Origin of the sequence: Streptomyces sp. NPDC001668, assembly GCF_042893155.1 — a bacterium.
In the GTDB taxonomy this organism is placed as follows: Bacteria; Actinomycetota; Actinomycetes; order Streptomycetales; family Streptomycetaceae; genus Streptomyces.
The window spans coordinates 1-13,913 of the sequence record NZ_JBIAUQ010000020.1 but is presented as its reverse complement, the minus strand read 5'-3'; the positions used below and the strand labels follow the sequence as shown (position 1 = coordinate 13,913).

General features: G+C 71.4%; 11 protein-coding genes and 1 riboswitch. Of the genes, 5 read left to right on the top strand and 6 right to left on the bottom strand.

The window, feature by feature from the left end; all coding sequences use genetic code 11:
* Positions 1–40 precede the first annotated feature (40 nt).
* On the top strand, positions 41–1,573 hold the full coding sequence (locus tag ACFYZ8_RS39750; RefSeq protein WP_388541254.1) for a M23 family metallopeptidase: 1,533 nt from the start codon (positions 41–43) through the stop codon (positions 1,571–1,573).
* A gap of 37 nt (positions 1,574–1,610) precedes the next feature.
* Here ACFYZ8_RS39750 and pcrA read toward each other — a convergent pair whose 3' ends face one another.
* Positions 1,611–4,094, bottom strand: coding sequence for a DNA helicase PcrA (gene pcrA / locus ACFYZ8_RS39745; protein ID WP_388541039.1), 2,484 nt, complete (start codon positions 4,092–4,094; stop codon positions 1,611–1,613).
* A gap of 96 nt (positions 4,095–4,190) precedes the next feature.
* Entirely contained in the window at positions 4,191–5,270 is a 1,080-nt protein-coding gene (locus tag ACFYZ8_RS39740) for a ScyD/ScyE family protein (protein ID WP_388541036.1), read from the bottom strand.
* A gap of 263 nt (positions 5,271–5,533) precedes the next feature.
* A riboswitch (cyclic di-AMP (ydaO/yuaA leader) is annotated at positions 5,534–5,704 on the top strand.
* A gap of 7 nt (positions 5,705–5,711) precedes the next feature.
* On the opposite strand from ACFYZ8_RS39740, the gene ACFYZ8_RS39735 reads away from it, so the two are divergent.
* Entirely contained in the window at positions 5,712–6,845 is a 1,134-nt protein-coding gene (locus ACFYZ8_RS39735; RefSeq protein WP_388541033.1) for an NlpC/P60 family protein, read from the top strand.
* Positions 6,846–7,260: 415 nt separating this feature from the next.
* Here the strand turns inward: ACFYZ8_RS39735 and ACFYZ8_RS39730 are convergent, their stop codons facing one another.
* Positions 7,261–7,614, bottom strand: a complete 354-nt coding sequence (locus tag ACFYZ8_RS39730; RefSeq protein WP_359036685.1) for a hypothetical protein — start codon at positions 7,612–7,614, stop codon at positions 7,261–7,263.
* A 454-nt stretch (positions 7,615–8,068) separates the two neighbouring features.
* Between ACFYZ8_RS39730 and ACFYZ8_RS39725 the strand changes: the two genes are divergently transcribed.
* On the top strand, positions 8,069–9,139 hold the full coding sequence (locus tag ACFYZ8_RS39725; protein ID WP_388541031.1) for an NlpC/P60 family protein: 1,071 nt from the start codon (positions 8,069–8,071) through the stop codon (positions 9,137–9,139).
* 64 nt (positions 9,140–9,203) lie between these two features.
* On the opposite strand, the gene ACFYZ8_RS39720 is transcribed toward ACFYZ8_RS39725, so the two are convergent.
* A complete protein-coding gene (locus ACFYZ8_RS39720) occupies positions 9,204–9,929 on the bottom strand; it encodes a response regulator transcription factor (RefSeq protein WP_359036689.1) in 726 nt (241 codons plus the stop codon).
* Positions 9,926–11,254 carry a PspC domain-containing protein gene (locus ACFYZ8_RS39715; RefSeq protein ID WP_359036691.1) on the bottom strand — a complete coding sequence of 443 codons (1,329 nt, stop codon included), beginning with the start codon at positions 11,252–11,254 and terminating at the stop codon, positions 9,926–9,928. The genes ACFYZ8_RS39720 and ACFYZ8_RS39715 overlap by 4 nt, the downstream gene beginning before the upstream one ends.
* A 142-nt stretch (positions 11,255–11,396) precedes the next feature.
* Here ACFYZ8_RS39715 and ACFYZ8_RS39710 point away from each other — a divergent pair, with 142 nt between their 5' ends.
* A complete protein-coding gene (locus ACFYZ8_RS39710) occupies positions 11,397–12,884 on the top strand; it encodes a PspC domain-containing protein (protein WP_388541027.1) in 1,488 nt (495 codons plus the stop codon).
* Positions 12,871–13,116, top strand: coding sequence for a hypothetical protein (locus tag ACFYZ8_RS39705; RefSeq protein ID WP_359036695.1), 246 nt, complete (start codon positions 12,871–12,873; stop codon positions 13,114–13,116). Before ACFYZ8_RS39710 ends, ACFYZ8_RS39705 begins: the two co-directional genes overlap by 14 nt.
* A 15-nt stretch (positions 13,117–13,131) precedes the next feature.
* Here the strand turns inward: ACFYZ8_RS39705 and ACFYZ8_RS39700 are convergent, their stop codons facing one another.
* A complete protein-coding gene (locus ACFYZ8_RS39700) occupies positions 13,132–13,662 on the bottom strand; it encodes a DoxX family protein (RefSeq protein ID WP_359036697.1) in 531 nt (176 codons plus the stop codon).
* Positions 13,663–13,913: the final 251 nt, after the last annotated feature.

Below are 13,913 nucleotides of genomic sequence, written 5' to 3'. Positions count from 1 at the left end.
GAAAGAGAAGTTGGTGAACGACCGTCACCCGTCGGGGACCATGACCACCCCGGCTCCGGCTTCCGACGCCGACTCGTCGCAGTACGCGTCGTACGGCACCCAGGAAGCCCCGTACGGCGACCTCACCACGTACGGCACCTACGACACCGCTGGTTTCGACGCCGCCGGCACCATCGGCGCGCAGGCCACCGGAAGCTTCGAGACCGATCCGCTCTTCGGCAGCATGCCGGGCGACGCCACCGGTTCGTACGACGCCTCGACGTGGAACACCGGCGGTCACCAGACCCTGAACTACGACATGTACGCGGCCCAGCACCACGCCGCCTACGACACCGGCGCGTACGACGCGACCCAGTGGGGCGCCGGCCACCAGCAGCTCGCCGCGATCCCCCCGCAGGCCGGCAACCCCGAGCACAGCGGCCAGTGGGACACGGGTTCCTGGCACCAGCCGGACCAGTCCGCGGGCCCCGCCGACCAGACCCAGCACTGGGAATGGGGCACGCAGACCTTCGACACCGGGGCGTACGACGCCACCCAGTGGAACTCCGGCGGCACGGCGGCCGACCCGCAGCCGACGGCAGGCTTCGAGCAGGCCGGGTACGACGAGACCCAGGCGTACGACGAGAGCCACGCGTACGGCGAGGCGAATCCTTACGGCGACACCTACGCCGAGCACACCGCGCACGACGACGACTTGAGCGCCACCGCAGCCACCGCAGCCACCGGCGAGATGCCCGCCGTCCACGACGAGGACGCCCCGCTCCTGGACGACCAGGAGGAGGACGCTCCGGCCGCGGCCCCCGCCCCGGGCTCCCGTGTCGCCGCGCGCAACGCCAACCGCTCCCGCCGCCGTATGCCGGCCAAGCGCTCCGCGCTGCTGACGATCGCCGTTCCCTCGGCCTGTGTCATGGGTGTGGCCGGCATCGCCGCCGCCTCGGTCGGCACGCTGACCGGCGACGACAACAACACCGCGACGACCCTCGCGGACACGAGCGCCGTCAAGCCGGCCGTCGCCAACAACAAGCTGGACACCCAGCTCGAGAGCCTCGCGGCCGGTGCCGACGACTTCGCCGACCGGGCCAGCCGTACGCAGGAGCGCATCGACCTCAAGGCCCAGCAGGTGGCCGAGAAGAGGAAGGCGGCGGAGGAGGCGGCCCGCAAGGAGCGGCTGCGCCCGAAGTTCGCGCTTCCGGTCGCGCAGCGCGGTCTCAGCGCCTACTTCGGCCAGGCCGGCGTCAACTGGATGTCCGTCCACACCGGCATCGACTTCCCGGTGTCGTACGGCACGACGGTGATGGCCGCGACCGACGGCACCGTGCGGACGCAGTGGAACAGCGCGTACGGCAACATGATGGTGGTGACGGCGAAGGACGGCACGGAGACGTGGTACTGCCACCTCTCCAGCTACCGCGTCGCCTCCGGTACGACCGTCAAGGCCGGCGACCCGATCGCGTACTCCGGCAACTCCGGCAACTCGACCGGCCCGCACCTGCACTTCGAGGTGCACCCGGCGGGCGGTTCGGCCATAGACCCGCTGCCGTGGCTGCGCAGCCACGGACTGGACCCGACATAACGCCTCGGGCCCCAGCCCCCTTCCTGCGCTACCTGCGCTACAGCTTCTCCACAGGCGCGTACCGCAGCAGCAGCCGCTTCGGCTTCGCTTCCCCGAAGTCGATCGTCGCCTCGGCGTTCGCGCCCGTGCCCTTCACCCCGACCACCGTGCCGAGACCGAACTGGTCGTGGGTGACACGGTCGCCGACGGCCAGGGACACCACCGGCTTCTCCGAGGTCCTGCGCGTCGCGAAGCCGGACGCGCCCGACGCCGAGGAGCGGGAGCGGGACGACGACAGCGACGCGGCGACCCCCGAGACCGGCCCCGCGGGAGCGGCGACCGCACCCGTGCGCTTCCAGTCGACGTGCTGCGCCGGGATCTCCTCCAGGAAGCGGGAGGGCGGGTTGTACGACGGCTGCCCCCACGCGCTGCGCAGCGAGGACCGGGTCAGGTACAGCCGCTCACGCGCGCGCGTGATGCCGACGTAGGCCAGGCGGCGCTCCTCCTCCAGCTCCTTGGTCTGGCCGAGGGCGCGCATGTGCGGGAAGACGCCGTCCTCCATGCCGGTGAGGAAGACGACCGGGAACTCCAGGCCCTTGGCGGTGTGCAGGGTCATCAGGGTGATGACCCCGGAGCCGTCCTCGTCCTCGTCGGGGATCTGGTCGGAGTCGGCGACGAGCGCGACCCGCTCCAGGAAGTCGGAGAGCGAGCCCGTCTCCTCGCCCTCGCCGGACTCCTGCTCGAACTCGAGGGCGACCGCGGCGAGTTCCTGGAGGTTCTCGATGCGGGTCTCGTCCTGCGGGTCGGTGGAGGCCTGCAACTCGGCGAGATAGCCGGTGCGTTCGAGCACCGCTTCCAGGACGGTCGCCGGGCCCGCACCGGACTCGACGATCGTACGGAGCTCCTCCATCAGCACGTTGAACCGCTTGACGGCGTTGGTGGAGCGCGCGGCCATGCCGTACGCCTCGTCGACGCGCTTGAGGGCCTGCGGGAAGCTGATCTTCTCGCGCTGGGACAGGGCGTCGATCATCGCCTCGGCACGGTCACCGATGCCGCGCTTGGGGACGTTCAGGATCCGGCGCAGCGGCACCGAGTCCTCGGGGTTGGCGAGGACGCGCAGGTACGCCAGGACGTCCCGCACCTCCTTGCGCTCGTAGAAGCGGACGCCGCCGACGACCTTGTAGGGCAGGCCGACGCGGATGAAGACCTCTTCGAAGACACGGGACTGGGCGTTGGTCCGGTAGAAGACGGCGACATCGCCGGCCTTCGCGTCGCCCGCGTCCGTGAGGCGGTCTATCTCGTCGGCGACGAACTGCGCCTCGTCGTGCTCGGTGTCGGCGACATAGCCGGTGATGCGCGCGCCCGCGCCCGCGTTGGTCCACAGGTTCTTGGGGCGGCGGGACTCGTTGCGCTCGATGACGGCGTTGGCGGCGGTGAGGATCGTCTGGGTGGAGCGGTAGTTCTGCTCCAGGAGGATCGTCGTCGCGTCCGGGTAGTCCTCCTCGAACTGGAGGATGTTGCGGATGGTCGCGCCGCGGAAGGCGTAGATCGACTGGTCGGCGTCACCGACGACGCACAGCTCGGCGGGCGGCAGGTCGTGCTCGCTCGGGGGTACGTCCACGGGGTGCTCGGAGGTCCCGACCAGCTCCCTGACCAGCGCGTACTGGGCGTGGTTGGTGTCCTGGTACTCGTCGACGAGGACGTGCCGGAAGCGGCGCCGGTAGTGCTCGGCGACGTCGGGGAACGCCCGCAGCAGGTTGACCGTCGTCATGATCAGGTCGTCGAAGTCGAGGGCGTTGGCCTCGCGCAGCCGCGACTGGTACATGGCGTAGGCCTGGGCGAGGGTCTTCTCGAAGCCGTCGGCGGCCTGGGCGGCGAAGTCCTCCTCGTCGATCAGCTCGTTCTTCAGGTTGCTGATCTTGGCGCTGAAGGACTTCGGCGGGAACTTCTTGGGGTCGAGGTCCAGGTCGCGGCAGACCAGGGCCATGAGCCGCTTGGAGTCGGCGGCGTCGTAGATCGAGAAGGAGGAGGTGAAGCCGAGCTTCTTCGACTCGCGCCGGAGGATCCGCACGCACGCGCTGTGGAAGGTCATCACCCACATCGCGTTCGCGCGCGGGCCGACCAGCTGCTCGACGCGCTCCTTCATCTCGCCCGCGGCCTTGTTGGTGAAGGTGATCGCGAGGATCTGGCCCGGGTGGACATGGCGCTCGCCGAGGAGGTGGGCGATGCGGTGGGTGAGCACCCGGGTCTTTCCGGAGCCGGCGCCGGCCACGATGAGCAGCGGGCTGCCGGAGTGCACGACGGCCGCGCGCTGGTTCTCGTTCAGCCCCTCCAGGAGCGCGGCCGGGTCCACCACCGGGCGCGGGGCGCCGTCGCGGTAGTAGGCGTCCCGGTCCGGGGGCACGTCGAACTTCCCACCGAACAGGTCGTCCGGAACCTGCTCCGGTACGTGCTCGTCCTCGGGCGGCGGCGGGGGTTCCTCCCCGTGCCCGCGAGGGGCCTGGAGGTCCGCCAGGAAGCTGTCGTCAAAGAGGCTGCTCATCGCTCTCCGAGTCTAGGGCTCCCCACTGACAGCCCGCCGCCGCCCCGGGAACATCGCCCGGATCGAGGCCGGATCGCCGGCCGGATCGCCGGGCGGTCAGAACCCGATGATCTTCCAGACCTGGCCTCCGGGCGTCCTCCTGCCGTCCATGACCGTGCCGTCACGGTCGGCCACCGACCAGGCCGAGACGTAGACCTTGCCGTCGTAGGGGTCGACGGCGAGGCCCGCCGGGAACGGCACCTTCACGTTCGTGCGCTTGCCGTGCGAGACCTTGGTCACGACGCCCGCGAAGAGCTGGCTGACGTACATCTCGCCGTCGTCGTCGAAGGCCAGGCCCGTGATCGAGCCGAAGCCGGAGGTCCAGCCGAGGATCCTGCCGGTCCACGGGTCGACGCGCCACACGCGCGCGGTGGGCCTCGCGGCCTCGCCGTTCAGTTCGCCGACGTAGAGCTTGCCGTCGGGTCCGAGCGCCAGGGAGGTCGGGACGGCCTGGTTCCCGTTGTGGTCAGGGAAGACGGTGAAGGGGCGCGCCTTGCCGTGCGGCGAGACGACGACCAGGTCGTTCCCGGCCGCGTCCGCGACGATCTCGCGGCCGTCGGGGAGGGCGAGGACGCCGTACGGGTTGGACTCGACCGACGCCTTGTGCGGGTTGTACTTCAGCTCCACGCCGGTGATGTCCGCGGCGATCCTCGCCTTGCCGTGGCGGACGCGCAGCAGCTTGCCGAGGGTGTTCCAGGGCGGCTTCGTCGGCACGCCGGACTCCGGCGGGGCGTAGGTCTCCACGCCCCAGACCTCGCCGTCGAGTGCCGAGACGCCGTCCACGCCGGTCGCGAAGCCGCCGTCGGGGGCGGCGCCCGAGGGGAGCCGGCTCACCACCCTGCGGTGCTTCCACGCGCCCCCGTCCCAGTAGATCTTGGTGACGGCCGAGCTGAGCCCGACGCAGGTCCGGCCCTCGGGGCCCTCACCGACGCACTTCCTGCCGCCCCGGCCCGCCTCGGCGATGTACAGGTGACCGTCGTCGTAGGAGAGCTGGCGCGGGTTGTCGAGGCCCTTGGCGATCACGCGGATCACCGGCTTGCCCCCGCCGTGTCCCGCCGTCGCTGTCGCGGGCGTGACACCCGCGGCGGCGGCGAGCGCGACCGTTGTGGCGACGACGAGTCCTGTGCGCGTCCTCATGGCCGTATCCCTCCAACCGGCCGCGGCGTCCGACCGCGGCTGGCTGGAAGCTAGTCCCACGAAGGGGGCGGACGATGTCACTCCGGTGAAAATACCCCCAAGTCATGGCAGATCACTCCGGATTGACCACGGGGAGCGATGTTTGGGGCCAAGGTCACGAAAATGTATCGGGCATATCGAACATCAACCTTCACAGGGGCCACACCAGTTGGCTACCGTTCCGGGCAGGCCGTACGACCCCCTCCGGCGAACCTCGCCGGGCCGCACGGCCTCCGCCGAGTCCGCAGCGCCGCCGCGCGCCCGGAGCCGGGGACCCACCGAACCTGGGGTGAATCGGCCGACTCCCGCTCGCGGGAGCGCCGTAGGGCAAACCTTCCGAAGCACTTCGCCCGAACCCGACAGCTAACCCGGTAGGCGGAGCACCGGAAGGAGTCGCCTTTCTTGGCGTCGCACCGCAAGTCGCGTCCCGTCGGTACGCGCGTGGCAGGCATACGGACCCCGGGCCTCGCGACGGCCGCCCTCACCTCCGTGGCCCTGCTGTCCCAGTCGGCGAACGCCGCGCCGGCCGATGACAAGCCGAGTCTCGAAGAGGTCGAGAAGAAGGTCGACGACCTCTACCGCCAGGCCGAGTCGGCGACCGACAGCTACAACTCGGCCAAGGAGAAGACGGCCAAGCAGCGCAAGCAGGTCGACACCCTCCTCGACGACGTCGCCCGGCGCACCCAGAAGCTCAACGCGGCGCGGGAGGAACTCGGTTCCTTCGCCGCCGCCCAGTACCGCACCGGCGCCGCCGCGCCCGACACGGCGACCTTCCTGCTCGCCGACACCCCGCAGGACTACTTCGACCAGACACAGCTGATGGGCCGCTTGACGAGTCGTCAGAAGGGCATGGTCGACGACTACGTCTCCGAGCAGTCCGCGACGATGAAAAAGCGCCAGGAGGCCTCCCAGAGCCTCCAGACGCTCAGCGAGACGCAGAGCGACCTGAGGACCGCCAAGGCCACCGTCCAGAAGAAGCTCGCCACCGCGCGCGAGCTGCTGTCGGAGCTGACGGCCCAGGAGAAGGCGCGTCTCGCGGCGATCGAGAAGCAGAAGCAGGAGGAGGCGGCCCGCAGGGCGGCGGAGCTCGCGCAGCAGCAGGCGGCCGCCGAGCAGGCCGCGCAGGAGACCGCCGCCCCGCAGGAGAGCACGGCGCCGGCGACCGACTCCTCGTACGCCACCATGGCCGCCAAGGCCCTCGCCTTCGCCCGCGCGCAGATCGGCAAGCCCTACGTCTGGGGCGCCACCGGCCCCGACTCCTACGACTGCTCAGGGCTCACCCAGGCCGCCTGGAAGGCCGCCGGCGTCGACCTCCCGCGCGTCACCTACGACCAGGTCAACGCCGGCACCACGGTCTCCCTGGCCGACGCACAACCCGGTGACCTGGTCTTCTTCTACGACGACATCAGCCATGTCGGCCTCTACATCGGCAACGGCATGATGATCCACGCCCCCAAGCCGGGCGCGTACGTCCGCGAGGAGTCCATCTACTACGACGGCGAGTCCGCGATCCACAGCGTGGTGCGCCCCGCCTGAGGCACCGCCGGCCAGCGGCGCGCGGGCGGAACTCCTCCCGCACGGCTCCGGGAGCTTCCTGGCATCGGCGCAGGTCCGGTGCCTGCCCGCCCTACCGATCTGCGGGAGCGCACGCACTGGGTCGCGGCCACCCGGACACTGGGCTCCCCGCGCTCGGCCGGCAGAGTCTCGCCGAAGCGCTGCCGGCCCTGTCCATGCTGCTGTGGCCGGTGCTGCTCGTGCTCGTCGTACGGCACTGGGAGCCGCGGATGCCCGGCGGGGTGTTCCTGCGCTGTGTGGCCACCCAAGGCCTCGCAGTCCTCGGCGCCACGCTCGCCGCGGCCGAGTCGGCTGCTGCTCGACCTGGCCTGGAACGCCGTCCCGCGGCCGGCTCGGTTCGCCCAGCCGCGCCCGCGTCACGCCGCCCGTGCCGCCGTCAGGTCCACAGCACCGCGATGAAGATGTTGGCCGTGGTCAGCGCGCCGACCAGGCCGAACAGGCCCTTGTCCACCTTCTCGTCGTCCCGCTTCACATAGACGAGGCCGAGGATCACGATCAGCAGGGCCAGCTTCACGCCGATCTTGATGTTGTTGACGTGCTGGTCGTCGGCCTGGTTGAGGCCGACCAGGATCACCCCGGTGACCAGCATCGTCGCGGCGCCGTGCAGCATCGCGGGGACGAACCGGGCGGCGCCCTGGCCCATCGCCTTCATCTGGGTGAGGAAGCCGCCGAGCAGCGAGGCGATGCCGATGATGTGCAGGCCGACGAAGAGATGGATGAGTACGTCCATGAGGCCGGAGCCTATGCCGGGGCGCCGGCGACGCTCGCACCGGCCCCTCGGGCGGATCTTGCATATATGCGGCCCATAGCACTCCACGCCCCGCACGGGCCCCGGAATCCCCACTTCGGTCAGCGCACCGCGCGAAGTCGACGGCACCCCCCGGCGATCACGGTCACCTTCGTTCACCAGACGGTCCCCTGGCGGCACTTCCGCACAACGCGTTACCTCCCGGACACGCTCAGGTTTAGCGTCCTCCACCAGGTGACCGGCTCCCCACCGCCGCCCGGGCCAGGGGCGGCAGTCGGCCACCACCGCCGAGAAGGTCCGGCGGCGGCCCGCTCCCCCTGTGCAGGCCGTCGCCGGACGCGCACACCGCCCCGGGCGGTCGTACGGCCGCTCCCCCCTGGCGTTCGTACGTCCCGAGCCCGGGGCGGGCGAACGTACGAAAGGACGTGCAGTCCACGTGGCAGCACACCGCAAGCCCCGCAGCCGCTCGGCCGGCGGCCATACGATCCGTACGGCCGCGACGATCGCCCTCGCGGGGGCGGCGACCGCGACGGGCTTCGACGGAATCGGACACGCCGAACCGCAGCTCACCCCGGCGCAGGTCCGGGCGAAGGTGGACCAGCTGTACCAGGAGGCCGAGGCCGCCACCGAGAAGTACAACGGCGCGAAGGAGAAGGCGGAGGCGGCCGAGACCCGGCTGAACGGCCTGCGGGACGAGGCGGCCCGCAGGACGGGGCAGCTCAACGAGGCGCGGGACGCGCTGGGTTCGATCGCCGCGGCCCAGTACCGCGGTGGCGGCCTCGACCCCGCGATGCAGCTCGCGCTCACCGACGACCCCGACCGGTACCTGGACAGCGCCGAGTTCGTGGAACGGGCCGGCACCCGCCAGGCCGCCTCCGTGGCGAACGTACGCCGGCAGCTGCGGGAGATCGAGCAGCTGCGCGGGGCCGCGCGCATCGAGCTGGACTCGCTGAAATCCCGTCAGGCGGAGCTGAAGCGCCACAAGAAGACGATCACCGGCAAACTCGGCGCGGCCCGCCGGCTGATGTCCCGGCTGCCGGCCGGGGAACGCGCGGCGCTCGGGGCCGGTGGGGAGCGCGTCTCACGGGCCGCCACGGGCGCACGCGAGGACCTGACGACACCCGGCGCGGCCGGCGCGGCGACCTCGCAAGCCCCCAACTCCCGTGCCGCGGCGGCCGTCTCCTACGCCTACTCCAAGCTCGGCAGCCCCTACGTCTGGGGTGCCACCGGCCCGGACGCCTTCGACTGCTCGGGCCTCGTCCAGGCCGCGTACCGCTCCGCGGGGATCTCCCTCCCCCGCACGACCTACGCCCAGATCGACGCCGGGCAGCGCGTCTCCCGCTCCGAACTCCTCCCCGGGGACCTGGTGTTCTTCTACTCGGGCATCAGCCACGTGGGTCTCTACATCGGCAACGGGCAGATGATCCACGCCCCGAACCCCTCGGCACCGGTGCGGGTGGCGCCGATCGACCAGATGCCGTTCGCGGGCGCCACGCGCGTGGTGTGAGCGTGCGTGCTGTGAGCCGTGCGTGGTGTGAGCGTGCGTGGTGTGAGCGCACCTGGCCCGTGCGTCAGACCAGCCGCCGCGCCGTCGCCCACCGGGTCAGCTCATGCCGGTTCGACAGCTGCAACTTCCGCAGCACCGCCGAGACATGGGACTCGACCGTCTTCACCGAGATGAACAGCTGCTTGGCGATCTCCTTGTAGGCGTAGCCGCGGGCGATGAGCCGGAGCACCTCGCGCTCGCGCTGGGTGAGGCGGTCGAGGTCCTCGTCGACCGGTGGGGCGTCGGTGGAGGCGAAGGCGTCCAGGACGAAGCCGGCCAGGCGGGGCGAGAAGACGGCGTCGCCCTCCTGGACGCGGAAGACGGAGTTGACCAGGTCCGTGCCGGTGATCGTCTTCGTCACATAGCCGCGCGCACCGCCCCGGATCACTCCGATCACGTCCTCGGCCGCGTCCGAGACGGACAGGGCGAGGAAGCGGACGGGCCGCTCCGCGTCGGCCATCAACGGGGCGCACCGGCGCAGCACTTCGACCCCGCCGCCGCCCGGGAGATGCACGTCGAGGAGAACGACCTCGGGACGGGTCGCGGTGATGACGGTGACGGCCTGTTCGACGTCCGCGGCCTCCCCGACCACCTCGACGCCGGTCTCCTCGGTCCGGCCGATCTCGGCCTGGACGCCCGTACGGAACATGCGGTGGTCGTCGACGAGGACCACGCGCACGTGCCGCTCGCCCGCGCCGCCGGCCGGCGTCGGCTCTGCGGGGCCCGTGTTCGCCTCGGTGGGGTCACTCATGAGGTGTTCTCCGCCCTCTCCATCTCCAGCTCGACCTCCGTGCCGCCGCCCGGCACCGCACGCAGCCGGGCCGTGCCGCCATGGCGCTCCATGCGGCCGATGATCGATTCTCTGACACCCATCCGGTCGGCGGGTATCGAGTCGAGGTCGAAGCCGGGGCCGCGGTCCCGGACGGACACGAAGACCTTCTTGCCCTCGACTTCGGCGTAGACCTGTACGGCGCCGCCCTCGCCACCGTACTTGGCGGCGTTGACCATCGCCTCGCGCGCGGCCTGCATCTGCGCGCCGGTTCTCTCGTCGAGCGGGCAGTCGCCCACGACCACCACCTCTATGGGGACGCCGTGCTTGTCCTCGACCTCGGCCGCGTTGCGCCGCACCGCGTCGGCGAGGTCGGTGGGTTCGTCGGCCTCGTCCTTGCCGGTGCCCTCGGGTTTGTAGAGCCAGGTGCGCAGGTCGCGCTCCTGGGCGCGGGCGAGGCGGCGCACCTCGGACGCGTTCTCCGCGTTGCGCTGGATCAGGGTCAGGGTGTGCAGCACCGAGTCGTGGACGTGGGCCGCGACCTCCGCGCGCTCCTGGGCGCGGATACGCATCAGGCGCTCCTCGGAGAGGTCCTGGGTCATGCGGACGAGATACGGCCCCGCGAGGAGCGTTATCCCGACGAGGACCGCGAGGGCCGCCTGGAGGACGGAGCCGAGGTGGGCGGCGGAGCCCTGCAGGACGAAGATCCCGGACACACCGGCGGTGACGAGGAGGACCCCGCCCGCGGCACGCAGCAGCGTCAGGGTGCGCCGTCGGCGGCCCACCTCCATCCAGCGGGCCCGGCGGGCGTTGTCCGCCTGGCGCCAGACCAGGGCCACGCCCGCGCCGACCAGGACGGCCGGCCAGAGGTAGGCCTTGGCGCCGTTGCCCACCTTGACGTTGCCGACGAAGACCATGGCCACGACGACCATGAGCAGCAGGGCCACGATCTGGCCCTTGTCGGGGCGGCGGGCGACCAGTCTGCGGCGGCCGTCCGGCGAGGTCTCGGTGGTGACCAGGGACGGGGGTTTCTGCCCGGCGACCCCGCCGACGCCGAGCGGCACGAAGAACCAGAACGCGGCATACAGGAGCGCGCCGAGCCCGTCCGCCATGAACAGGCCGACGAAGACGAGCCGCACCCAGATCACGGGCAGCCCGAGATGCCCGGCGAGCCCCCGCGCCACACCACCCAGCCAGCGTCCGTCACTGCTGCGGTAGAGCTTGCGCGGCGGCCGCGGTTCGACGAGTGGCGCTGCTGCGGCTTCCGGCATGCCATCGATGGTCACACGGCCGCGGTACCGGGGCATCAGGGTTGTCCCCCGAGACTCCCCTGATCTTCGAACGGCGCGTCGCCCGAACGCTTCCCTCCCCCCTCTCGGGGCCGATATCAGGGTCCGGCCAGGGTCGTTCCGACTCCCGCCACGCCCCCGAGCCCGTCACCATGGACACATGACAGATCACCAGCACGCCGCGGGCGCCGGATCCGGCGGAGGCCCGGACCCGGGCACCGGCCCCGGCGCGGCCACGCGGAAAGAAGGAGGCACACCGGCGGACACCGAGCCCGTCGGGCACCGGACGACGACGACCGACTCCCCCGTACCGCCCCGCCCCTCCCCGCCCACCACCGCACCGCAGGCCGCCGCCCCCGCCGAGGACGCCCCCCTCGCCCCCCTGCGCTTCCGGCGGGACCGGCGGCACAAACTGCTCGCCGGGGTGTGCGCGGGACTCGGGCGGCAGTGCGACATGGACCCGGTGATCTTCCGGATCACGCTCGCCGTGCTGTCGGCGACCGGCGGCATAGGCCTCATCTTCTATGGCTTCGCCTGGCTCTTCGTCCCGTACGAGGACGAGGAGGAGAACGAGGTGCGCAAGCTGCTCACCGGCCGGGTGGACGGCCAGGCCCTGACCGGCGTGCTGTTCGCCCTGGTCGGCTGCGGGGTCTTCCTCACCATGCTGAGCAACACCAGCGTGCTGACCTTCGCCGTGGTCCTCTCCCTGCTCCTCGCGGGCGCCGGGTACTGGTCGCGCAACCGCGGCACCCCCGACCCCGACCCGCTCGCCGCCCAGGCGGTCGCCGACGCCCCGCCGGAGGCCCAGGCCCCGCCGGTCGCCGTCGGTTACCCGTCCTGGTGGCGCGAGCCCATCGTCAAGGACGGCACCCACGTCGGCGGCACGGGCTATCTGTGGGGCCCGCGCGACTCCCGCGACCGTGACATCGCGGCGGCCGTCACCATCGGCCGGGGCGTCACCTGGAGCCGTCGCGAGGACACCCACGCAGCCCGGATCCACCCCCCGAAACCCCGCGGCCCCCGCTGGATCGGCGGCTGGCTCTTCCTGCTCGCCCTGCTGGCGGGCGGCCTCGGCACGGCGGCGACATGGGAGGACCACGCCCTGGGCACCAGCCTGCAGACCGGTCTGTCCTGCGCGCTGATCGTCCTCGGCCTGGGCATAGCGATCAGCTCCTTCCTGGGCCGCACGGGAGCGGGCTCGATCTTCCTGGCGATCCTCACGGCGGGCCTGCTCGCCACCTCGGCCGCGCTCCCGAAGGACATCACCACGCACTGGGTCCGCAAGACCTGGACACCGGCAGCGGCGCAGGACATCCGCCCGGCATACGAACTGGGCACCGGAGTGGGCACCCTGGACCTGTCCCGCGTCGACTTCGCCAAGGGCCGGACCGTGACGACCCAGGCCGACGTCGGAGTGGGCCGACTGGTGGTGATCGTGCCCGCGGACGTGACCGTGAAGGCGGTCCTCGACGTGGGAGTGGGCGACATCCAGTTGCCGGGCGACGACCAGGAGGACGTGGACGTGGCACCGGGCAAGCGCAAGGAGATCACCCTGAAACCGGTCTCGGGCGACAAGAACACCGCCACCCTCGACCTCGACCTGCGGGTCGGCATCGGCCAGGCGGAGGTGAGCCGTGCTGCGTCATGAGTTCCGACCGGGAAAACTGGTCGCCGGCTGCTTCCTGGCCGTCGCGGGCATCACCTACGCCGGTGACGCGGGCGGCGCCTGGGAGACTCCGTGGTTCGCGGTGATCCCCCTCGTCGTGGGCGGCCTCTGCCTGGCAGGCGCGGTGGGCCTGCTGGACCGGACCATACGCAACCACCGCGACAGGCGCCGTACGCCCACGCCACCGGGGACCGACCAGGCACCCCAGCGGTAGCCCCGCCGGCCGGAGCTACCGGTAGCCTCCCGCCCGCTGCCGTCGTCGGGCACGCAGGGCGGCGTCCACGGAGAACACGGAGGCGCCCGCGAGGACGAGCGGCAGCCAGGCCATCAGGTAGGCGAGGTCGTTGCCGTAGTAGTAGGGGTCGGACGCCCAGCTCACGGTCAGCCACAGGCTGAGCGAGATCAGCGCCCCGCCGAGTGCGGCCAGGCGGGCGAGGACGCCGAGCAACGTGCCGATGCCGACGGCGAGTTCACCGAAGGCGATGGCGTAACCGAAGTCGACGGGGTTCTTCAGAGACAGATCGACCAGCGCGGGGATGGCCGAGGAGTCCCGGACGCTGCGCATCATGTCGCCGATGGAACCCGAGCCGGAGTCCTTCATGAAGGCACTGTCGGTCAGCTTGTCCAGGCCGGCATAGATAAAAGTGACACCCAGGAAGATCCGCAACGGCAGCAGGGCGTACTGCCCGACGCTGTCCCGCCAGGACCGTTCGTCGTCGTAATAGGGGGCGTGCGTGTCCGTACGAAAACTGTGAGTCATCGCTCCGAGCCGCCTCTCACCAGCGTGCCGAGACCCCTACCAGACGATACGCAGGGGAATGCGGCACCGCTCAATGCGATCACAAATTTGTGCGGGGCCGCTGCGCTGGGCTTGGGCGGGGCGCCTACGGGGGTGCCGGGTTCGGTTGTCGGGCGAGTGCGGGTGCGTTGTGGCTGGTCGCGCAGTTCCCCGCGCCCCTGGGGTGGGACGGTGGACGCTCCTCAAGCCGCCGACGGCGGGAAGGGGACGGG